Raw genomic sequence first — 26,394 nt, 5'->3', positions numbered from 1 at the left:
CCATGTTGAGCCTGATCGGATTGATCGGCGCGCTGGCCTTGCTGATCGTGCTGACGATTCGCGGCATGAACCTGTTCATCGCCACGCCGCTGTGCGCGGCGCTGGTGGCATTGACCTCCAATATCGCCTTGCTGCAGCCCCTGGCAGTACAGGGCTCACCCGATCTGGTGAGCGCCTACATGTCGGGCTTCACCGGCTTCGTGGCCAATTGGTTCTTCATGTTCCTGTTGGGTTCGATCTTCGGCAAGCTGATGGAAGACACCGGCGCCGCCGATTCGGTGGCGCGCTGGGTACTGAAGAGTATCGGCCCGCAACGCGCTGCCCTGGCCGTGGTACTGGCCTGCGCCATCCTCACCTATGGCGGAGTCAGTCTGTTCGTGGTGGCGTTCTCGGTTTACCCCACCGCACTCAGTTTGTTCCGCGCTGCCGATCTGCCGCGGCGCTTCATTCCGGCCACCCTGGCGTTTGGCTCGGTGACCTTCACCATGACGTCCGCCGGCTCGCCGGAAATTCAGAACTGGATTCCCATCCAGTACCTCAACACCTCGCCCTGGTCGGCCTGGGAGGCCAGTCTGATCACCGCTGTGTTCATGGCCGGTATCGGCTATGCCTGGCTGGTGTGGATGCTGAAGAAGGCCCGGGCACGCGGCGAACACTTTGAAGCGCGTGAGGGCGATCATGTGGAGACCACTCGCGAGCACTTGCCCCACCCGTTATTGGCCTTGATTGGGCCCTTGACGGTGCTGGTGGTGTCCTTCGTCTGGCACGACACACTGAAGACCGCCGCTCTGATCGTCGCCTTGCTGGCCGGCTGCCTTGGTGTGGCCGCAAGCTGCGGTCGTCATTTCAGCAAGCCCGGCAAAGCCATTGCCGATGGCAGCACCGGCGCGTTGATCGCGATCGGCAATACGGCTGCTGTGGTTGGTTTCGGCGCGGTGGCCAAGCTGTCGCCGGCCTTCACCATGGCCGTCGATTGGATCACCCATATGCCGGGCTCCGGCGTAGCCAGCGCCGCCTTAGCTGTGAGTTTGATCGCCGCCATGACCGGCTCGGCGTCCGGGGGCCAGGCCATTGCCCTGCCGATACTGGGCCCGATTTTTCTCGGCCAGGGCGTGAACCCAGACCAGTTGCATCGTTCGATCGCGATTTCCTCCGGCGTGCTCGATTCGTTGCCGCACAACGGCTATGTGGTGACCACCATTCGCGCCATCTGCGGCGAAACCCATCGTGATGCCTACGGACCGGTGGGGGCCTTGACCGTGATCGTGCCCGGCCTTGGGCTGCTGCTGTGTCTGGGCTTGTTCGCGCTAGGCCTGTAAGCATTCACAGGGTGGGCCTGCGGCCCCATCGATCGGTGCTGCATGCCGCACCCTATGATCATGGGCGTTGCGCTAACTCCACCATAGGGTGCGTCTTGGACGCACCGGCGCAAGGCGGACCGCGCCGATAAGGCGAGATCGATCCGGCTCGGTGCCGCTGCCAGCATCGCGCGGCGCTTGACAACACCCCATGTGTATTGTTGTACTGATACACATGGACGCAACGCTAATTCGTATTCAGCCCAGCGCACCCGAGCCGATCTATCGCCAGATCGCCGATCAGGTGCGTCGCCTGGTCGCCAGTGGGCAGTTGCAGGCAGGCGATGGACTGCCCTCGGTGCGTGATATCGCCGCGCATCACGCCGTCAATCCGATGACGGTGTCCAAGGCCTACAGCCAGCTGGAAACCGAAGGCGTGCTGGAGCGCTTGCGCGGCAAGGGCATGGTGGTCGCCGCCAATGCTGTCCGCCCCAAGCCTTTGGCCGAACGACTGCAACAACTGGAACCCGCCCTGCGCGAAGTCGCGCAGCGGGCCGAAGAACTTGAACTTCCGCCAGAACGGGTACTCGCCCGGCTCAGGCAGCTGATGGAGAAGTAGATATGACTCGCGACGAGCATCCGCTGAAGTGCATTGACCTATACAAGCACTACGGCAAGAAGCCGGTGCTGGAAGGCATCCATCTCAGCCTCGCGCCCGGCCAGGTTCTGGGCCTGATCGGTCGCAACGGTGCCGGCAAGAGCACCTTGATTCGCTGCCTGCTGGGCTTGAGCGAGGCCGATCAAGGTCAGGCCCTGGTGTTTGGCGAGAAGTCGTACTTCATGAGCGATGCCACCAAGGCGCGTCTGACCTATGTTCCGCAACAACCGACCTCACTGGGCTGGCTGCGGGTGTCCGATATGCTGGCCTTTGTCGCGCGCTTCTATCCGCAATGGGATCAGGCCATGGTCGAGCGCCTGCTCGATCGCTGGGAAATCGATCGCAAGCAGTCGATGGCGAAGTTAAGCCCGGGCGAACGTCAGCGCCTGGCCTTGATTCGCGCCCTGGCACCGCGACCAGACTTGCTGGTGCTGGACGAACCTGCCGCCGCACTGGACCCGGTGGCGCGACGCGACCTGCTGCGACAGATCGCCTTGCAAGCCAGTGACATGGGCACCACCGTGCTGTTCTCCTCGCATATTCTGTCCGATCTGGAGCGGGTTGCCTCCCACGTCGCCTTCCTCGATCGCGGCAAACTGCTGATCGATGGAGAGCTCGATGGCTTCAAGGAGCGCTTTGGCCGCTTGCATGTCGGCCCGGAGATGGCCGCCAGACTTCCCGCCAAACTGGCCGGCGAACTGCGTCGACGCCCGGCCGCCGATGCCGGACTTAGCTTGCTGCTTAGCATGGATGCTCAGGCCGCATGGCCCGAGGACCTGCGCCAGGCCTGCCATCAAGCCACGCCGCTGGGCCTAGAAGACCTGTTCGTCGAGGTGGTCGAATGAAACCCCACTTTGCCGTTGCCCGCGCAGCCTTTCGCCTCAAGGGCACCCTGCTGTTTCTGATCTTTGCCGCCCTGCTTTCGGCCGTATCACTGTTGATCAATTCCCAGGCCGAGAATCACAACACACAGTTCATCGCAGTGGCGTTCATGAGCATGGCGGCCTGGATGGGCTGGTTTCTGTATCTTCCGCGCCTTTGGCAGCTGCAACGACACGCCGAGGACCTTTGTCTACCCGGCGCCCGCCAGCGTCACGAGCGCACTACAGTGATACTGTGTGTGATGGGCACCCTGGCGGCAAGCCTGGCGCTGTGGGCTACAGGCGCCCCGTTTGGCATGGCGTTGCTGGGCATGTCGCTGGGCCTGAGCACGGCCCTGTTGCACCTGATGATCAGCGCCCTGATGGGTGTCGCCTTGATTGCCTCGAGCGTACTGCTTCCGGCGGCCGCAAGCGCGTTTCCGGGACTGCTTCCGCTGCTGCTCGAACACACCTATGGGCTGCTGAGTCTGGTGGTCCTCATTTCGCTTTGGGTCGGGGTTCGCACCTGGCGCCGCACCATGGGCGTATCGGCCGATGCCGGTTGGCGTGCGCCGCAGATCGTGCAGCTGGCACAGCGCGGCGATATCAGCATCAGTGACGAGCGCATGGATCCCTCACGACACTGGATGAGCACCAACGCCAGCTCGCTGGATGGCTCGATCGGCCCCAACACGCCGATTCGCTCACTGGCGGTGCTGCTGTGTGGTGCCATGGCCCCGCTTGGCTGGCGCAGCTACCTGCGCAGTTCAGCCTGGATGGCAGCAGCGATCGGCTTTCTGCTGCTGCTCAGCCTATCGAATGATCGAGCCAGAAAAGGCCCGGACTTCGGCCTGCTTATCCTGCTCAGCATCTGGGCCATGGCGCTCCCCACCACCCTGATCACCCGACTGCGACAGGAGTGGTCCGGCAGCGGGCAGGGTCTGGCCGAAGGTTTTCTGCTACCTGGCCTGGTCAATCCGCGCCTCTCCTGGCTGCAGGTGATCGGGGCCATGCTGTACACCTGTCTGTATCGACTTTCGCTACCGGCCTTGATGGTGGTGATCGCTCTCACCATCAACAGCGGCAGCCCGCAGGCTGGAATGCTGACCTTGGCGGTGGCCGGCTGGGCGCTGCTGCTTTCCCTGAGCTTGTTGCCGCTGGCTCAACGGCAAAGCGGATTGGCTACCTTCCTGCTGTACTTTCTGCTCGGCGTGATCGTCGTCGCGGTGATTGCCGTGCACCTGATCGTCGATAGTCGCGGACTGTGGCCCATACCCATGATCATTCCTGTGGTAACCGGCGTGATCTTGCTATGCGCAGCTCTCGGTGGCTTGCTGCCCCGCAGCCAGTCGCCGTTCGCACTTCCTGCCTCCTGATTCTCGTTCGCAATGGAGTTCACCATGAAACTTCGACTCACCCGGCCTCTGTTGCTGTGGTTGGCTTTTTGCCTGATTCAAGGCTTTCTGGTTGGCAATGCCTTCGCCTTGGACCTGCCCAAGGGTGTGACCCAGGTCACCGAGGTCGAGGGCATCACCGAATATCGCCTGGAAAACGGCTTGCGCGTGCTGCTGTTTCCCGATGCCAGCAAACCGACGGTCACCGTCAACATCACCTATCTGGTCGGGTCGCGCCACGAGCACTACGGTGAAACCGGCATGGCGCATCTGCTGGAGCACCTGCTGTTCAAGGACACCGAGCGCTTCCAGGACATTCCAGGCGCAATGAAGAAGCGTGGTATCAACTTCAATGCCACCACCTGGCTCGATCGCACCAACTACTTTTCCAGCTTTGCCGCCGACGAGGACACTCTGAACTGGCTGCTCGACCTGGAAGCCGATCGCATGCTGAACAGCCCGTTACAGCGCAGCGATCTGGATAGCGAGATGACCGTCGTACGCAACGAAATGGAAGCCGGCGAAAACAGCCCGGTCGGCTCATTGATCGAGCGCATCACCTCGATCGCCTTCATGTGGCACAACTACGGCAACTCGACCATCGGCGCCCGCGCCGATGTCGAGAACATGCCGATTGAGCGGCTGCAGGCCTTCTATCGCCGCCACTATCGACCGGACAATGCCACTTTGCTGGTAGCCGGACGCATCGAGCCGGCCGCCGTGCTGAGCAAGATCGTCGACCGCTTTGCCGAACTGAAAGCACCATCAACGCCGCTCGAGATCACCTATACGCGCGAGCCGCCGCAGGATGGAGAGCGCAGCGTCACCGTGCGTCGGGTCGGTGAAACGCGCTATCTCGGCTTTGGCTACCACACGCCGGCCGCCACCGATGCCGACTACGCTCCGCTGTCTCTAGCGGTGAATATACTTGGCGACACACCGACCGGCCGGCTGCACAAGACCCTGGTTGAAGGCAAACTCGCTACCTTTGTTGGCGCTTTCTCGTTCGGACTGATCGAACCCGGCTTCAGCATGTTCCTGGCCGAAGCGCCGAAAGACGGTGATTTCGATGCCTTGCGCGAGAAGATGCAGGGCCTGATCGAACAAGTGGCCGAGCAACCGTTCACCGAGCAGGAGCTCACCGACGCCAAGCGGCGCACCAGCAAGGCGATCGAGCTGACCATGAACGATGCCAATCGACTGGCGTTGGCGCTGTCGGAGTCGGTGGCTCAAGGCGACTGGCGCATGTTCTTCCTCAATCGCGACCGCGCCGAAGCGGCCACGCTGGATGATGTGAACCGGGTGGCCAGCGCCTACTTCAAGCGCAGCAATCGCAATTTCGGCCAATTCATCCCCACTCAGAAACCCGATCGGGTCGAGATCGCCGAAGCGCCGAGAGCGGCCGAACTGCTCAAGGGCTACAAGGGTCGCGCTGCAATTGCCGCTGGCGAAGCGTTCGATCCCAGCCCGGCCAACATCGATGCCCGCACCGAGAGCGCCAAGCTGACGAACGGCACCGAGTTGCGCCTGCTGTCCAAGGCCACCCGCGGCAATACCGTGGTACTGAACGCTGTGTTTCGCTATGGAGACCTGGATTCAGTAATGCACAAGAGCAGCGCCGCTGACTTTGCCGCGGCCATGTTGATGCGCGGCACCCACACGCGCAGTCGCGAAGATATCGCCCGGCGTTTTGACGAGCTCAAAGCAAGAGTCAGCATCGGCGGCGGCGTGCAGTCACTCACGGTATCCGTGCAGACCACCCGCGCCAATCTGCCGGCGGTGATGGAACTGGTGGCCGAGGTACTGCAGCAGCCCAGCTTCCCGGAGGCCGAGTTCGAACAGCTGCGCAGCCAGTCGATCACCGGCGTGGAAAGCCAATTGACCGAGCCACAGGCAATTGCATCGAATGCCATGTCGCGCCACTTCAACCACTATCCTAAAGGTCATCCGCGCTACGCCGAAACATTCGAAGAGCAGCTGACTGCACTCAGGGCACTGAGCTTGGAAGAGGTCAAGGCCTTCCACCAGCGGTTCCACGGCGCAGGCGACGGCGAGATCGCCGTGGTCGGCGATTTCGATCCGACCGAGACCGAGACACTGCTGCAAGGCCTGTTCGGCAACTGGCAGCGCGGCGTGGCCTTCGTCCGCATCGACAACCCTTACCAGCCGACGGAAACGGCCAAGCTGCGCGAAAACACCCCGGACAAGCCAAATGCACTATGGCTGGCGCGCAGCGAGATGCCGATGAATGATCAACATCCCGACTACCCGGCACTGAGCGTAGCCAGCTATGTATTCGGCGGTGGCAGCCTGAAGTCGCGGCTGGCCGATCGCATCCGCCAACGCGATGGCCTGAGCTACGGTGTCGGCGCCTCTTTCAGCGCCAGTGCGCAGGACGACAACGCCATGCTGATGGCCTATGCCATCGCTGCGCCGGAAAATATCGACAAGGTCGATGCGGCCTTTGCTGAAGAGTGGGACTTGATGCTCAAGCAGGGCATCAGCAAAGACGAGCTCAAGGATGCCGTCGAAGGCATGCTCAGAGCCCGCGAGCGCGCCCGCGGCGAAGACCCAAGCCTGGTCAGCGCCCTGCAAAGCAATGCCTACCTCGGCCGCGACATGAGCTGGTCGGCCAAGTTCGATCAGGCTTTGCGCTCACTCGATGTGGCCACCGTGAATACCGCCATTCGCCAGCACTGGTCCAAGCTCGCCTTCACCACCTCGGCGGCCGGAGATTTCGAGAAGGCCGGCAAACAGTGATGCGCGGCGGTGGTGCGCCAACGCCCACCGCCGCAGCCGCGGAGGACGCGATGGCAGGGCGGGCCCTGGCCCGCCACCGACGTTGACGAGACGCCACAACAGGCGACGTCACCGCAACGAAATGGCGGGCTGAGCACCCCGGTGCACTCCATTTGCCGAGATGCGTCAAGCGAAGGGGGAACAGGGTGTGGAGGCAACTGAATGGCGGGCCAGGGCCCGCCCTACGACCTGCTGACCCGCCGCAGACGTCACCGCAACGACATGGCGGGCCAGGGCCCGCCCTACTTCTATTCGGCCTCGTTCGACTGTCCGTTACGGGTAGTCACTGATCCCCTGCCCTAACACGATGTCGCGTTGCACCTGCCAGATGCCTTGATCATTACGCTGCGGCTGGGTGAGGCCATCGCCGCCGCGGCCGCTAGGCATCTGCGAGCGAAGCCGCTCGGTGAGCAGGGGGTCATCATCGAACAGGATATCGTCGATATAGTAAGTCACCCGCCCCGGTTCGATCACGTGCAGGTGCACGTGCTGCGGTATCGAACTGTTCGGATAAGAAGCGGGACGGATGGTTAAGAAGCCGTATTCGCCCTGGGCATCGCTGCGGGCCCAGCCGCGCAGCAGACCATGGCGGCTGTCGCCGCGTGGATATCTGCCCTTGGCATCGGTGTGGTAGGCATAGACGATAATGCCGGCTTGCGGCACACCCGCGCTGTTCAACACCCGCCCGCGGATACGCAGCGGCTCACCGGGCTCATCCGGCGCGGCAATGCGCGTGCTATGCGGAATCTCATCCGGCATGCCGCGAAACACCTGCTCGCAGCCATCGCAGGGGCCGCCAACGATGCGCTCCTCGGCCATCAACGGCACTGCTGCGAACAGAACAAGGCTGAGCCCAACTATCCAACTGCGCATGCGGCACTCCTGGAGTGGTGAACGCCGCCATCCTACGTCCGAAGGTCGCTCTGGCTCAAATTTTGACCCTAGCTTTGTCCTTCGTGGATACTCGCGGCTCTTCGCCTGGCCACTGATGGATCAGACCGGATGCCACGCCAACGCAGCACTCGCACCACCGATGTCGAACGTCGGCAACGCCTGACCGAAGAGCCGACTGAACGGCTGCAACTGCCGAGCGGGGCGCGCACCGCCCTGTATGCCCTGCGTGGCGCCAATACTGAACACACCAGCACGTCGATCATCCTGCCGGCGTTGGGCGTGAGCGCGGGCAGTTATCTGCGCTTCGCTCGCGCGTTAAGCGATCTCGGCCGCCACGTATTGATTGCTGATCTGCGCGGCGTCGGCACCAGCACGGTGCGGGCCAAGCGCGGTGTCGACTGGGGCTATCTCGACTTGGTCGATGAAGAATTGCGCACTCTGTGGCAGGCGGCCGAAACGCATTTCCCGGGCATCGACAAGCACTGGATCGGCCACTCGCTGGGTGGGCACCTGGCCTTTATACATCAGGCCCGCCATGCCGATCAGCCGGTGCAGCGCATTGAGCTGGTGGCCAGCGGTTCGCCCTGGTATCCGAATTATCCCGGCATCTACAGGCACGGCACCCGGGTGTTGGGCGCCTTTGCGCGTATCAGCTCCGTCCTGCTCGGCGCCTTTCCCGGCGACTGGATCGGCTTTGGTGGCAAGCAGGCGTCACGACTGATGCGCGAGTGGGCCGGCTTTGTCCGCACCGGCCTGCCTGGGCCATTGGCCGATGTGCATTGGGATCTGGCCGCTGAACTGCAAAAAGTGAAACATCCTGTTCATGCGATCTGCATGGCCGGCGACACCTATTGCCCGCGCACCGCCACCGAACACCTTATTTCACTCAGCAGCGGCGACGCCCGCATCGAGCAGCTAAACAGCATCGATGGCGGTCGTCTACCGGGCCATTTCGAGTGGATGCGCCATCCGCATGCAGTGGCGCGCATGCTGTGTGAGGCGAATCAAGCCAGCGATGCAGCCACCGCCCGATAGCAATCGAGAGGGGCCCCGGTTTCTGCAGCGAGCCGAAGCGAAACGAACTGTGCCGGATCGCATATTCGAAATCAGGCTCCACCCTTCAGCGGGCACTTCCTGAGGGTCAACGCCTCAGCATGCTATTCCACTTTCGGGCCAGGATCGGTCGCCGCATTGCGCCAGATCTTGCGGATAACGAAGGCCGGCCGACGCTTGGCTTCCATATAGGTACGGCCCACGTATTCGCCGATCAGGCCCAGGGCCAGCAGCTGCACGCCGGACATGAACAGCATCACCGAGATCAGCGAAGCATAGCCGGGCAGATCGACACCGAAAATCAGGGTGCGCACCACGATGTACACCACGTAGCAGAAGGCCGCCGCGGCCACCAGGGCACCGGCGTAGGTGGCCAGACGCAGGGGTGCGGTGCTGAACGAGGTAATGCCCTCAACAGCAAGATTGATCAGGCGAAAGCCATTGAACTTGGATTGACCGGCGGCGCGCTGCTGCCGCACGTATTCGACTCGCTCGGTGCGAAAGCCGGCCCAGGCGAACAGGCCTTTCATAAAGCGGCGATTTTCCGGCAGGGAGCACACCACATCCACCACGGTTCGATCCATCAGGCGGAAATCGCCGACGTTGTCCGGAATCTGTACTTCGGCGATGCGATTGATCAGTCGATAGAAGCCACTCGCCGTCAGGCGTTTCATCGCGCTGTCGCTGCGCCGATCCGAACGATGCGCCACCACCACTTCGGCACCTTGTCGCCAGCGCTCGATCATTTCCGGAATCAGCTCGGGTGGATCTTGCAGGTCGGCGTCGATCGGAATCACCGCGTCGCCACTGGCAACCTGCAATCCGGCACTGAGCGCGGCCTCCTTGCCAAAATTGCGCGACAGATCGACCACCACGATGGTGAAACGGGGTGACTGGTAGGTCTGGATCTTGGCCAGGGTATCGTCGTGACTGCCATCATTGACAATCACCACCTCCACCGCATACGGCTGCGGGGCCAAGACGGCCTCCAGTCTCTGCAGGGTACCGATGATCGCCGCCCCCTCATTGAACACCGGGATCAACAGGCTGACGGTCGCTGCAGCGCCTCGCGTGGACGGTTCGGATGGCAGCGACGGACTCATCGGGCAGATTCGACTCGGGTGATGGCGGCAAGGTGCGCAGTGTAACTCGCGGCTTGGCGCGCGCCGCTGCGACCCGAGTCTCGCACCGCGGCTAGCAGATTGGCAAACTAGCAAGCCCTCGTCTTAGCAATGCTCGGAGCCCGGATGGCCGATACCCAGCGCAGAATCGCCGTGATCAGCAGTTCACGTGCCGACTACGGGCACCTCTACTGGGTGCTGCGCGGCCTGCAGTCGCGACCGAATATCGACCTGCGGATCTACGCCATCGGCGCCCATCTGTCGCCGCATTTTGGCGCCACCTGGCAACGCTTTGCCGAGGATGGTTTCGAGCTGACGGGTCGCTTTGAATGCCTGCTCGACTCCGACAGCGATGTGGGTATGGCTAAGACCATTGGCCTGGCCAGCCTCAGTCTGGCCGATGCGCTGGCCGCGCAACGCCCGGATCTATTGCTGCTGATCGCCGATCGCTACGAGATGCTGGCACCGGCGTCGGTGGCCTTGGCGCTGCGCATTCCGATCGCCCATATCGAGGGTGGAGAGGTCAGCGAAGGCGCGATCGACGATGCAGTGCGCAATGCCCTGACCAAGCTGAGCCATCTGCATTTCGTGCCGACCGAAAATGCCCGACGCCGTGTGCTGGCAATGGGCGAGGAAGCCTGGCGGGTGCATCGAGTGGGCGCGCCCTCGCTCGATCATGTGCGGCGCAGCGAGTTGCCCAGTGCCGAAGCCCTGTCGGCGCGATTGCAAATGCCGTTGCAACTCGCGCCCCTGGTGGTGGCCTGGCACCCGGTCACCCTGCTGGCCGATCCGGCGGCCGAGGCCGAGTGCCTGTTCTCGGCGCTACGGGTGATCGGCGAGCACGACCCACGTCCAGTGGTGTTCTGTTTTCCCAATGCCGATGCCGGTCGCGAGGCGATCATCCGCCGCGCCCAGCAGTTCTGCGCCCACAGGCCATCAGCCAAACTATTCGTTAATCTCGAACATCGCGAATACTGGGCACTGTTGCTGCATGCCGCAGCCCTGATCGGCAACTCCAGCAGCGGCATCATGGAGACCCCGTCATTGGCCCTGCCCTGTGTCAATATTGGTGACCGTCAGGCCGGGCGCGAACGCGCTGCCAATATTCTCGATGCTCCGGCCGAGGCATCCGCCATTGTGCGGGCCATCGAGCGGGCCCTGAACCCAGCGTTTCGCCAAGGCCTGCAAGGCATGCATAGCCCCTACGGCGATGGCGATGCTGGCGAGCGCATCGCCGGTGTGCTGGCCGAGGTTGAGCTCGGCCCTGGCCTGCTGAGAAAACGCGCCCTGCCCTTGCAGCCACAGCGTGATGCCTTTGAACAAGCCCACTGACATTCCGCTGGCCTGGCCCGAATTCGATCAGCAGGAACAGGCCGCCCTGATCGAGGTGCTGCAAAGTCACCGCTGGAGTGTTGGCGAGCAGCTGCTGCGCTTCGAGGCCGAATGCGCCGCCTTGGCCGGCTGTGATCATGCGGTCGGAGTGAACTCGGGCACCAGCGGCCTGCAGATCGCCCTGGAGGCGCTGGGCATCGGCACTGGCGATGAGGTGATCGTGCCGGCCTATACCTTCGTCGGCAGTGTCAACGCGATACTTGCTAGCGGCGCTGAACCGGTGCTGGTCGACGTCGACCGCGAGTCACTCAATCTGGCGCCGGACTCAGTGCGGGCCGCACTCGGCCCAAGGGTGAAGGCCATCATGGCCGTGCACCTCTTTGGTCGCCTCGCCGCCATGGACGAACTGAACGCCATTGCCGAGCACGCGGGTCTGCATGTGATCGAAGACGCCTGCGAATCGGCCGGCGCGCATAGGGATGGTCAGACCGCCGGCAACCTGAGCGATATTGGTTGTTATGCGTTCTACCCCAACAAACCAATCGCCGCCGGCGAAGGCGGCATGCTGCTGCTGCACGATGCCGACCTCGCGCTGCGCTGCCGACAGCTGCGCAATCAGGGCTTTGATCCTATCAGTGGCAGTTACTTACAGGATCGCCACGGCCATAGTGCTCGGCTTTCCGAATGGCATGCAGCAATCGGGACCGCGCAATTGCGACGCCTGGATCGATCTTTGGCCCAACGCGACCGCGTCGCGGCGATGTATCGAGAGCGCTTGGCTACCGATGAGCGCCTCGAGCTGCCGTGCCTGGCGGCCGGCGACGAGCGAATCGCCTGGTTTACCTTTCCGCTACGCCTAACTCAGCGCTTGGCATCACAGCGCGACAGCCTGCTCGCTCAACTCCGCTCGCACGGCATTGGCTGCAATACCTACTTCACTCCCGTCCATCATCTACCGTTCCACCGAGACCGACACCGCCAAGTCGACCTTTCGGTCAGCGAGGACATCGGCGGCCGTTGCCTGGCCTTGCCCTTGCACACTGAACTGAGCGCTGAACAAGTCGATAGAATTTGCTCAGCGCTGCAGAGTTGTCTTGATCGACTCGACCGCTAAACTTCTGGTTCACAAATGCGCCATGCCCCTTGGGTGAGCGCCGTTTGACTCTCATAGGCGCAAAACAGAGAGCTTCGCGCACACATAGCTAAATTCCATGTTGACTCTCCTAACTCACATGTTAGGCTCTGCGCCCTTCGGCTCAGCACACATGGATTCTGCCACCTCAGGGGTTCGGCATTGGATCGCGGAAATCGAAGTGCCGACGATTGAATCACCCGCAATCGCCGAGGCGCTATGGCGTGCACGAGGTGCCGTTCCTGCCAATTTTCTGGTTGCTCGAATTCGAAGAATCAACAAAATGAACCTGAAAAACTCCACCTTTCTCGCCAAAGTCATCTTTGGCGCACTTGCCACCGGCGCAATGTTTTGCTCTGACCCCGTCGTTGCCGATGCTTCCTGTGACGAGCTCCGTTGCCGAGTGACCGAACCCATGCCTTGGACTCCGCCGCCGCCGCCACCGCCGTGCCAAACCTGCCAAGGTAACTCTCCTGGATCAGGTGATTCACCCGGAGGTGATGCTGGTGGTCAGCCGACAGTGCCACCGGAGGCCTGTCAGCGCCTCGCCGCTGATGGTGGACCACCACCGGACTGTGATCGAAACGTGGCGAACAGCGGCGCGAATCCGCTTGACGGGTTTGTACCAGACGGAATCAGTCAGATTAATTTCGCGGGCTCGAATTTCTGGCTCGGGCAGACAGCAGAAGCATCCGCGCGAGCCCTCAATGAGTGCTACCAAGACATATCCAACTCTCCGCACGACTGCGACATGGATTACTTGTCGACATGGGGTGCGTTGACACCACGGATTGCCCGCATGGCCGACCCCATTCGTGAAGCGTGGGATCAATCAATGTGGGATCTTATGTGGGACGTCGAGGTTGCTCGACAAAACCGAGAAATCGCCTCTTGGTTCGGTGACTCACAACAATTCTCCTACGGCGGCATCGGTATCAACCTAAATCTCATTGGACGGATTTGGACGCTAGATCGGTTCAACCAGATGCTGATTGCTTCGCGCAAGCAAAAGCTTTGCGAATGGTATTTCGCCATTTGGGATCAGAATAGCTGCAGCAATTACTAGTAATATACCTTTGCGTGGCCGAACAGCTGTTCGGCCCCGATACTGATATGCAGATCGCCATGAAAATGTTTTTGATCATTTGCGTGCTGGCGGCAGTAGGGCTCGTCTTCTACTTGACTGACAGATCACCCACTTTGGCGGAAATCAAGCAGCCGAGGCCTGACGGCGTGGAAGCGACATTACCGGATGATCCGTCGGCGAAACCGACAGTTCCGGCGGAAAGAGATCGAAACGTTTCGTTTGCGCCGTCGCAGCAAACGGCACCCCTTGATGAGCAGAGCCAGGAAGAGTTCTCGGAAGAATGGCTCAGCCGCCAGTCTGTTGACATTCGAGCCAGTTATATTTCGGGATACGACCTGAAAGGCCACGACACATTCCTGTCGTATTTCAATGCCCTTGAAAGCGCTTGGACAGCAGGCGATCACTCAGTTGCGCCTGAACTGGCACAACTCTACAGAAGGTGCCAGCGAGCGCTGCTGAGCTCCTCTGCGGGCGATCCAAATAGCCCAGGATTCTTCGCTGCGCAAGCGTGTTCCACGCTTCCAGATCGGGGTCTCGACTACTCTGCCGAACTCCTCGATAGGGCATCGCTGGCAGGCAACGATGAAGCCACGCTTAGCTTGCTGACTCACCCCCGTCGAGATGTTGCGATGTTCCCCACGTCTGCCGAGTCGATTGCATGGGCGCGGCAGGCCATTGAGCGACTCGAATCCCTTGCCCAGAGGGGCAACGTGGGCGCACATCTCGAGCTTGCGAACGCTTATCTGTCGGATCGCTACGGCTTGCGCGACCTCGAACGATCCCGTCGAAGCTTCGGAATATACATTCAGCTGGCGCCACCCTCTGACCCTCGACGAAGAGTCGCAGAGTTGACTCGGTTGCGTCTCTGCCAGCCGGATCCCGTTAGCCCGACTGCAACACAACCGGGCTGCTAAGTTCCATGCGAGATCGTGACCCAACAACTCAGTCGACGCGAGTCGTCTTGACCGACATCAACCTGCCTTTTCGCACCGTCTTCAAACTAGCAGTTCAATTCGCTGCGGCGGGCGCTTTCATCTGGTTCATAGTGAGCTTGCTCAAGGGCCTGTTAGGCAGCTTCCTGCCTGGCTGATTCTTGAAAGGCAACTCGATGCTGAAGTCTTCGCTACTCTGCGGCAGGCCCTATTTGTGGTTTTGCCCTCCTCTCCTGAGGACCATTCGCACTGACTTAACAGAGTATTGCAGACAATTTCAACGGATAGATCGCGAAATTGTGGTTGCCTCGCCGATGCTGAGTAGAAAGGAGTATGCGGGTAAGGTTGAGAATCACCGCTCTACGCGGATGATGCGTGGAGACGATCGATCTCATGACGAAGTTGCTCGCCCCTTGATTCTTCCCGCCATCGAGCACATGTGTGCGGCGGAGCCGATTTCCCGACGTGAGCTCATCGCTGCAAACGGATTGCTGGCCGACCGAAGGGCTGGGGCATTGCGCAAGACTCCAATGTGGGTAGGGGGGGCGCACCCTGCCGAGTCGTGGTTCGTCGCTCCTGACGCAGCAATGTTACCTAAATTGCTCGCCGACCTCGCATCTTTCCTTAGCGATCTGAGTTTACCAGTGACACTGAGAGCCGCTGTCGGGCTTGTGAGGTTTCTTCAGATCCATCCCTTCAAAGATGCCAATGGTCGAACTTCGCGAGCCTTGTTCTTGGCAATCTGTCTTCGTGAGTTCGGTCACCGCGAATCCCCGCTTGGAGTGCTCCCCAACATTTGGAGGACGGGCGGCCTTCACCTTCATGCCGCATCGTTGAGCATTCGAGATCATAACAATTGGGAGCCTTACTTGGACCTAGCGCACTCGAGCTTCGCGTTAGCTTTAGGACAGACTCCATGACTCAACTCGGCATGGAGTCGACGCAGCACGATGTCGGGGCTGAGAATCGCGCAGAGCATTCGCTGGGCACGAGAGCACAATCCATGAGAATGCTTGGAGGGCGCCGATAGAGTTCCAAGTGCTTCGGCATTGCCGCCGAGGGCGCGCAGGCGGAGGCGGCATGCTGCTGCACGATGCCGACCACGCCTTGCGCTCAACTCCGCTCGCACGGAATCGGCTGCAACACCTACTCCCCCCCGTGCATCACCTGCCGTTCCACCGCCAACGCGATCGACAGGTTCAACTGCCGGTGAGCGAAGATATAGGCAGCCGCTGCCTGGCCCTGCCCCTGCATACCGCACTCGGCGAGGCCGAGCTCGATCGTATTTGCGGCGCTTTGCGCGAAATTCTCGATCGGCTTGTAGTTTGACTGGGCACAACAGCGGTGGGCCACAGGCCTGTCGCGAGCCTGTCGAACGGCCCACCCTACGCCTCCTTTTTCAACGTAGGGTGGGCGTGTCGCCCACCATCGATCCGCCGCTTTGGATTGAGGGTGTCGAATCGGCGGGTCGAGACCCGCCCTACATCCTGTTTCAACGTAGGGTGGGCGTGTCGCCCACCATCGATCCGCTGCTTTGGATTGAGGGTGTCGAATCGGCGGGCCAGGGCGCCAGGGCCCGCCCTACGCGGCCGGGATGGGCGTGTCGTCCACCAGCGGCGAAAGATCAGGCTTCAGCGCCACGCGTTCATCGAACACGAAGCAGTCGCCTTGGTAGTGCGCGCCACCGGCGTGTTCGAAATAGCCGAGGATGCCGCCATCAAGCTGCAGGACTTCACCGTAGCCGGCTTCCTGCATCCACAACGCGGCCTTTTCGCAGCGCACGCCGCCGGTGCAGAAGCTCACGACCGTCTTATCGCGGAGATCGGCGCGGTGCGGTTCCAGTGCGGTGCCGAGATCGGTGAACTTGACGATGGGCAGTTTGATGGCGGCGGCGAAGCTGCCGTAGCAGTGTTCTTGCTGGTTGCGGGTATCGACCAGCACCACTTGGCGTCCGTGGTCATCCCGGCCGGCATCGAGCCAGCGCTTGAGGGTAGCGGGATCGACGCTGGGGGCGCGCTGCTGCACCGGCCGCAGATGTGGTTGCCGGAAGCTGATGATCTCGCGCTTGCGCCGCACGCGCAGGCGAGCAAACGGTACGCGCTCACTATGGCTGTATTTGATGACGATATGGGCGAAGCGCGCATCGGCGCGCAGCCAGTCGACGAACGCGCCCACCGCGGCGGCGCCACCGGCGAGAAAGATGTTCACACCTTCCGGCGCGACCAACACCGTGCCGAGCAGGTCGTGTGATTCGCAGGCCTGCTGCAGACGTTCGAGTTCCTGGTCTACCGACTCAAGATCGACAAAGTGATAGGCGGCAATGTTCAGCACAGACATCGAATTCTCCTCGGCCCGAGCCGGCGCAGTGACGCGCAGGGACGAACGGGCCGGGATTCTAAGCCAAGTTGGAACTGATGTCTTACGCGCCCGTCTCAGCGCTGTCGATCTGTTCAACTCGCAGCAGCTGATCCGCTTTCACATCGGTCAGCACTTGCTCGGCGCCATTGGGCCAGCGGATCTCGATTCGATCGACTTTCTCATTGGCTCCAAGACCAAAATGCAGGCTGAGATCGTTCTGCGACAGATAGCTGCGATTGCGGCTGAGGCTGCGCGATTGTCGCTGCGAGCCGCTGTGCACCACGACCTCGGCACCCAGCGCATCGACATTGGGGCCCTGCCCACGCAGCTGCAGCTTTAGCCAGTGGCCCTTACCGCTTTGATCGTTGCGCAGCAGTCGGACCGGGCCATCGACCTGGGTCAGGGCCAGATCAAGATCACCATCGTTATCGAAATCGGCTGCGGCCAATCCGCGGCCGACATTGGGCAGGCCCAGGTCACCCAGGGCGGCAGGCTCGATCGCTTGCATCTGCGCCCGGCAGTCGGCGCCACAGTTCCAGAACACCTGCGCCGGCTGAGCGTAGCGTTGGCTGGCCTGCACCCGCTCGATATCGTTCTCGACATGACCATTGGCCTGCACCAGATCGAGCCGACCATCGAGATCCAGATCCAGCAGCAGCAGGCCAAAACTCAGGGCCAGACGCGAGGCCGGCCCGACCCCGGTGACGATCGCCTCATCGGCAAATTGCTGTCCCTGTGCCTGAGCGACATAGACCGAGGTCATCTCGTTGGCGAAATTGCCGATCGCAATCGCCATGGCACCGTCCTCGTGCAGGTTGCCGGCATCGATGCCCATGGCGCCGGTGGCCATGCCGTTGCGGTCGTAGCCCAGACCCCACAGCTCACCCACTTCCTCGAACCCGCCCTGCTCGCCGCGGTTTCTGAACACGAAGTTTCGCACGGTGTCGTTGGCCACCATCACATCGACCCAGCCATCGCCATCGAGATCCTGCGTTAGCAGGGCCAGACCCTTGCCCACCGCGCCATCGCCATCCAGGGCATCGACGTGGATGCCCATCTTGGCCCCGACCTCGACGAACCGGCCATCACCGAGATTGCGATACAGATAACTTTGCGTGCCGGGGAAATTGGTCGGCGGGCCGTAGGCGCGACCGATGCCATCGAGGCGATAGTCGACCTCGAAGTCGCGCTCGCGCGACCATTCGACATAGTTCACCACCCAAAGGTCGAGCCAGCCATCGCGATCGAAATCGAGAAAGCCGGCGCTGCTGCTCCAGCGCTGATCCTCGCCGGCAACGCCGGCCTGCTCGGTGACCTCGACGAAACGGCCGTCCTGATTGTTGAACAAGCGGTTGGCACCCACCGCGGCAAGGAATAGATCCTGATCGCCGTCGCCATCGTAATCGCCTACCGCTACACCCATTCCATAACTCTTGATTCCCGCGAGACCGACTTCGGCGCTGATCTCTTGAAAGCGCTGGCCGTCAAGGTTGCGATACAGCCGCAGCGCGCCCGGCCAATCGGCATAGTCAGCCTGATCCGGCCAGGGACCGGAATCGACCAGCAGCAGATCGACCCGCTGGTCGTTATCGAAATCGAACCAGGCCACGCCACCGCCCATGGTCTCGGGCAGCAATCGCTCACCGGTGGCACCGTTGCGATGTACGAACTCGACGCCGGCCGCGGCACTGATATCGCGGAACGGCAAGGCCGGCGCGGCCACGCCCTGGCCGGGTTGCAGCAAGGCGCTGAGATCGGCCTGCCCTTCCTGCGTCACCGGCGCCGCGGTGGGGGCCCACAAGGCACGCAGAGCAAAGCCGACCGCCACCGCGATCAGCAACAGGACGATCACGATCGCCGACCAGCGAAACGCAACGCCGATCACCTGGTCGTCCTGGACTTCCGATTCGAGTTCTTCGTCGAGCTGTGGATCGTTTGGGCGCGTGCTGTTCATGGGTTTCCAATGTTTGTTCTAGGGCCGCTTTGAATCGAAACCGGGTCAAGCCCCTCTCCTCTACCCAGGAACCTCGCTATGCGAGGCCCCTGGGCAGGCAAAGATCGGCTCCCTAACCCCTCCCCGGCCCTCCCCGAACATCGGGGAGGGAGTTCCGGGGCACCAGCCGGCGCGCGTTTTGAGTGCGCATCGGTGTCTCCCCTTTCCCCTTTCTCACGAGGGGAGAGGGGAGCAAAGCCGGGCTCAGTGAATCAATAAGTTGTAAGGAACACAGTTGAACCGCATCACCGCGCACCGCTAGCACTCGCACCTGCGGCAGCGCTGGCCGAACTGGCCTGCTGGCTGGTCGGGTAAACAACCGATTGCACCGGCTCGGCGTATGGCTCGCGGCCGGCGCGCTGCAGGTCGTAGATCACCACGGGGTCGGCGGCGTGGCGGGCGGCAGGGTTCTTGCGACGGGCTTCGGCGATGGCGAAGTCGCGCGCGTTCTCATCAACGCGGTACTTGGCGTGCAGGGCAGCATGGTGCTCTGCCGCGGCATGGTCATCCAGTTGCCGCGCCACCTGGGCCAGGTTGTAGTGCGCCAGGGCGTTCTCCGGGTCTTCAACCAGGCTGCGCTCGAACCATTGCCGGGCTTGCTGCAGCAGTTCGCGTCGACGCGCGGCGCGCTGTTCGCCGCGTTCGCTCTTGGCCATCTCGATAAAGGTAAGTCCAATTTCGCTCAGCAGACGATAGTCACGCGAGAAGTCGAAACCGCGTGTTCGAGCTTGCTCGAACTGAGTGTCGGCCAGGCTCTCAAACGCCGCCACCGCCTGCTGCAACTCGCCTTGCTGTTTCAGCAGCAGACCACCGAACCAGGCACGCGACCAGGCCGGCGCCGGCTCGGCGGCGCGACCGGCGCGATCCAGGGCTTGGGCTGCTTCGTCGAGGCGGCCTTCTTCCAGATACACCCGAGCCAGATTCAGCGCGCCCTCGCCTCGTCCCAGCGCTTCGACCTGACGGAATGCCTCCTCAGCCTGACGCAGATGGCGACGCTGCGGCTTGCGCAAGGCGCCGATGCCATAGTCATTCCAGCGTTGCCATTCCGGAATCTCCGACGGCTTGGCGGTGGCGGTCAGCGCCGTCTCGGCAGCCAGCGGGAAGCTGAGCTGGTCTTCGGCCAGCAAGGTCACCGGCAGGTCGTTGCGCTCGAACTTGTCGCCCTCAACCATGCGCATCAAGGTGGTGTCGAACTTGCGATAGAACACCCGCACCAGCACATCAAGCTGCCCCTCGATACCTTCCGGCACCTGCAACCGGTAGTTAAGCAGGTCAGCCGCTCCAGGTGGAATCTGATGACTGTACAGCGGCACGAAGATGTCTTCCGGATTGCGTCGATCGATGCGGTTGCCGTTGCGATCGAGCACATAGGCATTGATGAAATGCGACCATGGGTCAACCTCGGCGTCGGAACCCTGCATGCCGCCGCTATGGGCAATCACTTCGCCGTTGTGCTTGACCTGCACTTCCACCCAGACCTCGTTGGAGTCGGCGGTGCCTTCAGTAAACGGGTGCCCCATGCCGGTGGTGCGCACCACCGGTTGCAGCAGATAGGTCTTGCCGGGCTGCAGGCTGGGCACATTGGGTTTGAGCGGGGCGATCAGTTCGCCATCAACTCGGCCGTCCAGCCGCAACGCCATCAGGTCGACCCGCAGTGCCTTGCGCATCATCGCCTGATGTTTCGCCAACACCTCTTCCGGGAAGCCAAGAATGGCGCCAATGCCGGTATTGGCGGCGGGGAACAGATGATCATGCACGCTGCGTTGGCCGCTGCCGTCGAAATCACGTGCAGCGAAATCGTTCGAGGCGGTGAGCGGCATGTGGCAGCCGTTGCAGTTCGGCTGCGCTTTCGGCGGGTAATAGAAACTGGTGACGCCATGCCCTGAAACGCCACTCAGCAGGAAACCATCGTAGTGGTTCTGACCGCGCAGCCACTTGTAGTTGTTGAGCTCCTTCGGCAAATGCACCTTGTGGCAGGTGCCGCAGAACTCCGACTTCTGATGCAAGGGCTTGAGGAAGGTGCGCTTGTGGAAATCCGGATTGGCCTTGATCAGCTGCCGGCTCAGCCAGGCCAGGGCCGGCTGCTCGCTGAAGGCGAACGGATAGTGAATCGGCTCTTCGATGGTGAAGTCGCCATTGCCCTTGACGTTGTTGACGTTGGTGATCGCATGACAGGCGGTGCAGGTGATGCCGGCCTGAGCGGTGGGATGATTCACATCGTCGAAATTGGGATCATCGAAGGCGCCGCTAAGCAGGGGCGCCAGATCATGACAGCCGGCGCAGAAGCGCGCACCACGCACATCGCCGTCGCGCTCCAGCATCGCTTTGCGCGTATTGCGCACGGCGAACAGATAGACCGGATTGTTGAACGAGGCGAAGCGATGCGCACTGTGCTGCCATTGGTCATGCGCGTCCTGGTGGCAGTTGGCGCAGTACTCTTCGCGCATCATGGTTTCGGCCGGAATGAAATTGCCGGTGGCCGAGCGCACCAGGGCCGGAGTGAAATCGGCATTGCCGTCGCGCCCCACTTGACCCCAGGCGCGCGGATCCTGTGCCTGCAGCACCACCAGGCCGATGACGAACACAGCACCGCTGGCCGCCACCGCCAACCCGCTACGCCAGCGAATGCGCGGCCCTGCCAGTCGATGCAGGACGAACAGCCAGACACACAGCAGCGGTGCGGCGATATGCAGCCAGTAGGCGACACTGCGCACGCCGGGATGGCGAATCTCGAAGGCTTCGAAGCGCACCAGCATCAGGCCACTGATCAACAACACCAGCACGGCAACAAACAGCCCAAGGCCGGCATACACCGCGCGTCGATTCGGCCGGCGCCAGGTGTTGCTCATATGAAGGCCAATGAAGATCACTGCCGGCAGCAAGAACAGGATGCCAACCAGCAAGTGGAACAGGAACATCAGCTGGTAGCTGTAGTCCTGATAGGTTTCGCCGGTATGCCACTCCAGCAGGCTGATGCCGCCCAGATAGGCTGAATTCACCGCCAGCAGGGTGAATACAATCAACAAGGCCACTAGCAGGATTTTAAGCTTGGGGCCGACCGCTTTTTTTGGTCGTGGTCGCGGATTCATGGTGCTCATCGGCCTTGCTGAAACCTCGTGTTATGGGCGCGGGCGAGGTCACGACCTGCTGCGCTGTTCAATCCGGCGGTGATCGGCAGCGGTTCGACCCGCTCGCCACCGCGAGTGTAAAGATCCATATCCTTGGCGTAACCGCGCACTTCGAGCACCAGCACGCGCTGCCAGCCCGCCGGAGGCGATTCTGGCGCATCGAAGGCAAGCTGGATCTCATCCCCAGGCCCGATAATGGCAAAACCGTCGTCGAGGTCAAGCACCAATTCGGTGGCATCGCCGAATGCAGTGTAGTGGCCTTCCGGATAACGGGTATCCCAGAATGGCGAGCGTTGCTGATAGTCAAAGTGCGGCCGCTTGAACGGCAGACTGCTGCGCCGTGGATAGCCCACCCGACGCACCTGTGCCTGCTTGACCGATATGGCCTGCTGGCGCAACTCGGCCGGCGGCGCGCTGGCACGAACCAGGCGCAGGCGATCCAGATACACTTCAAGATTGCCACGCAGGCGCAGGCGCCTCACCTGTGCCTGATCAGCGCCTAAACCTTCGGTTAAGGGCAGTGCAAATCCACGCGGCATGCCGGCCGGATAGCCAAACTGCTCGTAAACCGGATGCCAATCGCTACCCTGGCGCTGCGCATCGAGCGAGAAACTCTGATAGCTGGCGCCGGCCTGCCAGGCGGCGAACAGGGTCTGTGAATAGGGATACTCGACCCAACCATCGCCGAGCAGCCACAGATCATCACCGTCGCCGAACGCTTGCCCCAGCTCCAGCTCGATGCTCATCGGTTCGGCCAACCGACCCAGAAAACGTGGATCGAGCGCGCCGGGATCCAGCGGCAAGGCATCGTTGTGCGCCAGCATCGGGCCGATATCCTGGCCAAACCGATCACGCATGCCGGCGGTCGGAATCAGTCCAGCATCGGTAAAGAAGATCGGCGCACCGGTGGGGGCCGGGCCGCCGCCGGTGTGCATGCGTTCGTCCAGCGTCATCTGCCAGCCCGGCGGCAAGTCGTAGACATGCAGGCGCACTTGATCGAGGTAGGCCACCTCTTCCATCGGCTCGGCGATCTTCAGCAGGTACTGACCCTCGCGCGCCTGCGCACTACCTGGCGGCAGCTGGAAGAACTCCCAGGGTCGCGATTCGGCGTATTGCCCTGGGCTGAGCAGGAAGCCGATGCCGCCGACGCCCAGCAAATCGGAAATGAACTCGTAGCGCTGACCATTCCAGGCGAACAACACTGGACAGGAGGCCAGCTGGCGCTGCTGCTCGGCCACCACATGCAGTTCCCCTGCGGCCAGGGCCAGTTCGGTCTGCATCACGCCATCGCTCCAGCCGAACTCGATGAAATCGGCCAGCCTGGCGCCGCCCAGGCCGATCGACAGCGGCTGCAGGCTTTGCCCAACGCTGCTGTGACGATCAAGACTGTCGACAATGCTCCACTGCCCGCCGTACCGTAGGCGCACCTGGGTGCCGATTCCCGACACATTGGAGCGCATGCCATCGGCCTCATGGCTGCGACCGCTGGGCTGCAATGCAATAAAGGGAAACCGTCCGCTGCCGGGCGCAAAACGCAGCAGGGCCAGTCCCTGCTCCTGTTCGACCAGGGCCAGCAAGGCGGGCCCGGCAGCCGGCGCTTGCAGCACCGGCTGCAGTGCTTTCACGCTACCGGCATAGCGCCAGCGCGGGCGCAACGCCTCGCCCTCGACGCTTAACACCTCAATCCCAGCACCGGACCAGACCAGCAGCTCGGCCCGTCCATCTCCATCGAAGTCCTGCGCCAGCAGGTGGGCATTGGCCGTGCTCAGCTCAAGCTTGCCAAGCTCGCTGAGCTGTCCGTTGCCGGGCGTCGCCTGCCACAGCCGTGACTGATCGTCGACTGCATACAGCGAAGGCAGACCTGTGGCATCGAGGTCGGCCAAGGTGGCGGCCTGCCAGTTGCCGGGCCATTGCACAGGCAGTTCCACTGCCTGCCAGGCCCACAGGCGATCATTGCGTAACAGCAGGGGCGGCGCCTGTTCGCCAAGCACGAGCAGGTCGAGATCACGATCGGCATCGACATCGGCCGTCAGCCATTGGCGGTGCCCCGTGCTCGGCACTACATCGGCGAACTCGTCGAGGGCACGAAAACTGCCGTTGAGGTTGTTGTTCAGCAGCGTGCTGCCGTGATTGGCACTTGAACCGCCACGCAGCAGAAGATCGAGATCGCCGTCGTGATCGGCATCGAGCAGATTGAGATCATCGCAGCCGGCGGCTTCATCCAGCCCGGCGGCGGTTTGCAACGATTCCTGCGTGGCGCCAAGACGCCACCATTGCAGACCGTGCTCAGTACATAACACGGCGTCGAGCTGGCCATCATTGTCGAGATCGGCAAAACCTGCCGCACGCACCTGATCCAGCGCGGCCAGCGGATGCTCGTCCCAGGCCTGAAAACCATCGGCCACGCCGCGCCACACCCGACTCTTGCCGACACCGAACAGAAGCAGATCCTGCCGACCATCCTGATCGAGATCAGCGGTGTTGAGCACCGGGTTTGAAGGCGCATCGTTGACCTCGGCCACCCTCTCGGCCGCCGCAAACAGTTCACCCTCGGGCAGACGCGGGGCCTGCGACTCGGCCTGCGCTGCGCCCAGCACGCGCGCCTCGGCCTTTCTGCCCATCCGGGTGTAGCGGAATTCGGCCAGATGCGCGCGTGGATTGGCGGCCAGACGCTGGTAGTCGGCCAGCAGCGTCTTGGCGGCTTCGGCTTCGCCCGCCTTCCGCTGCAATAGCGCCGCCGCGTAATACGCGCTGCGCAAGTAAGGATCGGCCTCGATCGCTTGCTGATAACGCTGCAGCGCTTCTGCCTCACGGCCGGTCTGGGCCAGCGACTGCGCGGCAAAATAGGCAGCATGCGAGTCACTAGGATCGGCATCGCTCACCACCAGGAGTTCCGGCAGCGCCTGTTCCACCCGACCGAGATAGAGTTCAGCCAGACCAGCGACATAGCGGGCCGGCAGATGATCGGGAGCGCGTTGCAGCACGCCACGCGCCACTTGCAATGCCGCTTCCTCATCACCCTCGGTTTGCCGATTGAGCAGGGCAATGGCCAGGTTGGTGGCCAAGGTCTGTTGTTCGGGATAGCGCTCGACCAGTTCGGCGAAAATCTGCCGTGCCTCCTCGTTGCGGTATTGGCCCATCAGACCGACAGCGCGATTGTTGTCGGCGATAGCGCTGACATCGATCTCAGCTGCCGGCCGGCAGCCGAGCAGGAAAAGCGTGAGACTCAACATCAACGTCCAGCGAAAGGCGCCGGCCCAACGTCCCATGACACTCATGGCAGTCGTCCCTTGGCAGTGCGGATACGCGCTTGCAGCGCCGCAACGGAAATGTCGGCGCTGCCTGCCGGTGGCAGATACTCACGCTGGGCGTAAGCATGCGCAGAGCTGCGCAGATGGGCGCGAGTGTCGTGGCCGAGTCGGCGCCGTCGCTCCTGCCTTAGCGCCTCGATATTGATCGGTGCCACCACCACTTTTTCGCCCGGGCCTGGGTCGGCCTGGGCCAGAATACGGCCGTCGTAATCCACCACCATACTGCCGCCGGGCCAGCTGAACGGTGGGTAGTGGGCCATCTGCGCGCCCTGGTTGGCCGCCAGCACGTAACTGGTGTTCTCCAGTGCCCGGGTGCGGTTGATCAGGGTCCACCAATCCATCGGCTGTGCCGTGCCCCAGGGGTCCATGTAGGCCGACACCCGAATCAGTACCTCGGCGCCGCGAAACGCCAGCTCGCGCAGGGTTTCTGGGAACAACCAGTCATAACATATCGCTACACCGAGCTTACCCAACTCGGTATCCACCACGGGAAAGGGATCGTCCGGATAGTCGGCAAAGTCGTGCGGGCTGGCATGCACTTCCCAGGGAATCCAGGGATTGAGCTTACGATATTTCGACAGGATGCCGTCTGGCCCGATCAGCAAGGTGGTGTTGAACACGGCAGCGGGAAAACGCCGATCAAGCTCAAGGAAGGTGCCGGTCTGGATATGGATTCCGTACTTGGCAGCCACCTTGCAATACGCCTCGGTGTGCTCGTTTGGCAACTCAACGGCCAGTTCCGCCGCCAGCTGCTGCGGCGTTTCGAAGATCGGCACCGCGTGGGCAAACTCCGGAAAGGCGAACAGCTTGACGTCGAAGAACGGCCGATAACCGATCACCGTTTGTTCGATCATCTCGATCATGCGCCGCGTGCGGCTGGCAATCTCGGCGCGGCTTCTGGGCGCGGGAAAGTCGGTTTGGCAAGCAGCAGCGTAGTACATGGTTTCAGAACTCAGTGTGGAGTGAGCGGAGCACGCTTTCGAAAGCGGTCAATATCGAAGTGAAATCGCTGCGAGCGGCAGGAGCACGCCTCGCGCTCTCCAT

20 protein-coding genes are annotated in these 26,394 nt (G+C 62.1%); 13 read left to right on the top strand and 7 right to left on the bottom strand.

Annotated elements, in window-relative coordinates; genetic code table 11:
• Positions 1–2: 2 nt before the first annotated feature.
• The 5 genes from IFO71_RS12265 (at position 3) to IFO71_RS12245 (ending at position 6,970) form a co-directional block, all read left to right on the top strand.
• On the top strand, positions 3–1,319 hold the full coding sequence (locus IFO71_RS12265; RefSeq protein WP_192029933.1) for a GntP family permease: 1,317 nt from the start codon (positions 3–5) through the stop codon (positions 1,317–1,319).
• Positions 1,320–1,533: 214 nt separating this feature from the next.
• Positions 1,534–1,917, top strand: coding sequence for a GntR family transcriptional regulator (locus IFO71_RS12260; protein ID WP_192029932.1), 384 nt, complete (start codon positions 1,534–1,536; stop codon positions 1,915–1,917).
• A gap of 2 nt (positions 1,918–1,919) precedes the next feature.
• The gene (locus IFO71_RS12255; RefSeq protein WP_192029931.1) at positions 1,920–2,801 is read left to right on the top strand and encodes an ABC transporter ATP-binding protein; all 882 of its coding nucleotides are present in this window, start codon (positions 1,920–1,922) and stop codon (positions 2,799–2,801) included.
• Entirely contained in the window at positions 2,798–4,192 is a 1,395-nt protein-coding gene (locus IFO71_RS12250; protein ID WP_192029930.1) for a hypothetical protein, read from the top strand. Before IFO71_RS12255 ends, IFO71_RS12250 begins: the two co-directional genes overlap by 4 nt.
• Positions 4,193–4,216: 24 nt before the next feature.
• The gene (locus IFO71_RS12245; RefSeq protein WP_192029929.1) at positions 4,217–6,970 is read left to right on the top strand and encodes a M16 family metallopeptidase; all 2,754 of its coding nucleotides are present in this window, start codon (positions 4,217–4,219) and stop codon (positions 6,968–6,970) included.
• 312 nt (positions 6,971–7,282) lie between these two features.
• On the opposite strand, the gene IFO71_RS12240 is transcribed toward IFO71_RS12245, so the two are convergent.
• On the bottom strand, positions 7,283–7,882 hold the full coding sequence (locus IFO71_RS12240; protein ID WP_192029928.1) for a dioxygenase family protein: 600 nt from the start codon (positions 7,880–7,882) through the stop codon (positions 7,283–7,285).
• Positions 7,883–8,011: 129 nt separating this feature from the next.
• Here IFO71_RS12240 and IFO71_RS12235 point away from each other — a divergent pair, with 129 nt between their 5' ends.
• Complete coding sequence (locus IFO71_RS12235) at positions 8,012–8,938, top strand: alpha/beta fold hydrolase (RefSeq protein WP_192029927.1); 927 nt, start codon at positions 8,012–8,014, stop codon at positions 8,936–8,938.
• Between the two features lie 122 nt (positions 8,939–9,060).
• Here IFO71_RS12235 and IFO71_RS12230 read toward each other — a convergent pair whose 3' ends face one another.
• Positions 9,061–10,059 carry a glycosyltransferase family 2 protein gene (locus IFO71_RS12230; RefSeq protein WP_192029926.1) on the bottom strand — a complete coding sequence of 333 codons (999 nt, stop codon included), beginning with the start codon at positions 10,057–10,059 and terminating at the stop codon, positions 9,061–9,063.
• Between the two features lie 144 nt (positions 10,060–10,203).
• Here IFO71_RS12230 and neuC point away from each other — a divergent pair, with 144 nt between their 5' ends.
• The 7 genes from neuC to IFO71_RS12200 all read left to right on the top strand — a co-directional run bounded on the left by neuC (position 10,204) and on the right by IFO71_RS12200 (position 15,889).
• Complete coding sequence (gene neuC / locus IFO71_RS12225; RefSeq protein ID WP_192029925.1) at positions 10,204–11,409, top strand: UDP-N-acetylglucosamine 2-epimerase; 1,206 nt, start codon at positions 10,204–10,206, stop codon at positions 11,407–11,409.
• On the top strand, positions 11,393–12,523 hold the full coding sequence (locus IFO71_RS12220) for a DegT/DnrJ/EryC1/StrS family aminotransferase (RefSeq protein WP_192029924.1): 1,131 nt from the start codon (positions 11,393–11,395) through the stop codon (positions 12,521–12,523). The genes neuC and IFO71_RS12220 overlap by 17 nt, the downstream gene beginning before the upstream one ends.
• A gap of 151 nt (positions 12,524–12,674) precedes the next feature.
• A complete protein-coding gene (locus tag IFO71_RS12215; protein WP_192029923.1) occupies positions 12,675–13,607 on the top strand; it encodes a hypothetical protein in 933 nt (310 codons plus the stop codon).
• 47 nt (positions 13,608–13,654) lie between these two features.
• Positions 13,655–14,542: a hypothetical protein gene (locus IFO71_RS12210; RefSeq protein WP_192029922.1), complete on the top strand. Its 888-nt coding sequence runs from the start codon at positions 13,655–13,657 to the stop codon at positions 14,540–14,542.
• A gap of 47 nt (positions 14,543–14,589) precedes the next feature.
• Entirely contained in the window at positions 14,590–14,718 is a 129-nt protein-coding gene (locus IFO71_RS22310; protein WP_269749980.1) for a hypothetical protein, read from the top strand.
• 18 nt (positions 14,719–14,736) lie between these two features.
• A complete protein-coding gene (locus IFO71_RS22650) occupies positions 14,737–15,480 on the top strand; it encodes a Fic family protein (protein WP_425502892.1) in 744 nt (247 codons plus the stop codon).
• Positions 15,481–15,640: 160 nt separating this feature from the next.
• Complete coding sequence (locus IFO71_RS12200; protein WP_192029920.1) at positions 15,641–15,889, top strand: DegT/DnrJ/EryC1/StrS family aminotransferase; 249 nt, start codon at positions 15,641–15,643, stop codon at positions 15,887–15,889.
• 252 nt (positions 15,890–16,141) lie between these two features.
• Here IFO71_RS12200 and IFO71_RS12195 read toward each other — a convergent pair whose 3' ends face one another.
• The 5 genes from IFO71_RS12195 to IFO71_RS12175 all read right to left on the bottom strand — a co-directional run bounded on the left by IFO71_RS12195 (position 16,142) and on the right by IFO71_RS12175 (position 26,291).
• Positions 16,142–16,897, bottom strand: a complete 756-nt coding sequence (locus IFO71_RS12195) for a sulfurtransferase (RefSeq protein ID WP_192029919.1) — start codon at positions 16,895–16,897, stop codon at positions 16,142–16,144.
• Positions 16,898–16,979: 82 nt separating this feature from the next.
• Positions 16,980–18,872 carry a CRTAC1 family protein gene (locus IFO71_RS12190; RefSeq protein WP_192029918.1) on the bottom strand — a complete coding sequence of 631 codons (1,893 nt, stop codon included), beginning with the start codon at positions 18,870–18,872 and terminating at the stop codon, positions 16,980–16,982.
• A gap of 284 nt (positions 18,873–19,156) precedes the next feature.
• Positions 19,157–22,009 (bottom strand): multiheme c-type cytochrome, encoded by a 2,853-nt coding sequence (locus tag IFO71_RS12185; RefSeq protein WP_192029917.1) that lies wholly within the window; start codon positions 22,007–22,009, stop codon positions 19,157–19,159.
• Entirely contained in the window at positions 22,006–25,317 is a 3,312-nt protein-coding gene (locus IFO71_RS12180; protein WP_192029916.1) for a CRTAC1 family protein, read from the bottom strand. The genes IFO71_RS12185 and IFO71_RS12180 overlap by 4 nt, the downstream gene beginning before the upstream one ends.
• A complete protein-coding gene (locus IFO71_RS12175) occupies positions 25,314–26,291 on the bottom strand; it encodes a nitrilase-related carbon-nitrogen hydrolase (protein ID WP_192029915.1) in 978 nt (325 codons plus the stop codon). Before IFO71_RS12175 ends, IFO71_RS12180 begins: the two co-directional genes overlap by 4 nt.
• Between the last annotated feature and the right edge of the window lie 103 nt (positions 26,292–26,394).

This window comes from Pseudomarimonas arenosa, from assembly GCF_014841215.1.
Taxonomy (GTDB): Bacteria; Pseudomonadota; Gammaproteobacteria; order Xanthomonadales; family Xanthomonadaceae; genus Pseudomarimonas; species Pseudomarimonas arenosa.
Note: the sequence above shows the minus strand (reverse complement) of the source record. Positions and strands in the feature narration are given on the sequence as shown.

Excerpts from the sequence above, each read along its gene's own strand:
- IFO71_RS12235 (WP_192029927.1), top strand. The coding sequence starts at position 8,012 with ATGCCACGCCAACGCAGCACTCGCACCACCGATGTCGAACGTCGGCAA.
- IFO71_RS12185 (WP_192029917.1), bottom strand. The coding sequence starts at position 22,009 with ATGAGCACCATGAATCCGCGACCACGACCAAAAAAAGCGGTCGGCCCC.
- IFO71_RS12210 (WP_192029922.1), top strand. The coding sequence starts at position 13,655 with ATGCAGATCGCCATGAAAATGTTTTTGATCATTTGCGTGCTGGCGGCA.
- IFO71_RS12245 (WP_192029929.1), top strand. The coding sequence starts at position 4,217 with ATGAAACTTCGACTCACCCGGCCTCTGTTGCTGTGGTTGGCTTTTTGC.
- IFO71_RS12195 (WP_192029919.1), bottom strand. The coding sequence starts at position 16,897 with ATGTCTGTGCTGAACATTGCCGCCTATCACTTTGTCGATCTTGAGTCG.
- IFO71_RS12175 (WP_192029915.1), bottom strand. The coding sequence starts at position 26,291 with ATGTACTACGCTGCTGCTTGCCAAACCGACTTTCCCGCGCCCAGAAGC.
- IFO71_RS12260 (WP_192029932.1), top strand. The coding sequence starts at position 1,534 with ATGGACGCAACGCTAATTCGTATTCAGCCCAGCGCACCCGAGCCGATC.
- IFO71_RS12265 (WP_192029933.1), top strand. The coding sequence starts at position 3 with ATGTTGAGCCTGATCGGATTGATCGGCGCGCTGGCCTTGCTGATCGTG.
- IFO71_RS12190 (WP_192029918.1), bottom strand. The coding sequence starts at position 18,872 with ATGAACAGCACGCGCCCAAACGATCCACAGCTCGACGAAGAACTCGAA.
- IFO71_RS12230 (WP_192029926.1), bottom strand. The coding sequence starts at position 10,059 with ATGAGTCCGTCGCTGCCATCCGAACCGTCCACGCGAGGCGCTGCAGCG.
- IFO71_RS12240 (WP_192029928.1), bottom strand. The coding sequence starts at position 7,882 with ATGCGCAGTTGGATAGTTGGGCTCAGCCTTGTTCTGTTCGCAGCAGTG.
- IFO71_RS22650 (WP_425502892.1), top strand. The coding sequence starts at position 14,737 with ATGCTGAAGTCTTCGCTACTCTGCGGCAGGCCCTATTTGTGGTTTTGC.
- neuC (WP_192029925.1), top strand. The coding sequence starts at position 10,204 with ATGGCCGATACCCAGCGCAGAATCGCCGTGATCAGCAGTTCACGTGCC.
- IFO71_RS12200 (WP_192029920.1), top strand. The coding sequence starts at position 15,641 with ATGCTGCTGCACGATGCCGACCACGCCTTGCGCTCAACTCCGCTCGCA.
- IFO71_RS12215 (WP_192029923.1), top strand. The coding sequence starts at position 12,675 with ATGGATTCTGCCACCTCAGGGGTTCGGCATTGGATCGCGGAAATCGAA.
- IFO71_RS12250 (WP_192029930.1), top strand. The coding sequence starts at position 2,798 with ATGAAACCCCACTTTGCCGTTGCCCGCGCAGCCTTTCGCCTCAAGGGC.
- IFO71_RS12255 (WP_192029931.1), top strand. The coding sequence starts at position 1,920 with ATGACTCGCGACGAGCATCCGCTGAAGTGCATTGACCTATACAAGCAC.
- IFO71_RS12180 (WP_192029916.1), bottom strand. The coding sequence starts at position 25,317 with ATGAGTGTCATGGGACGTTGGGCCGGCGCCTTTCGCTGGACGTTGATG.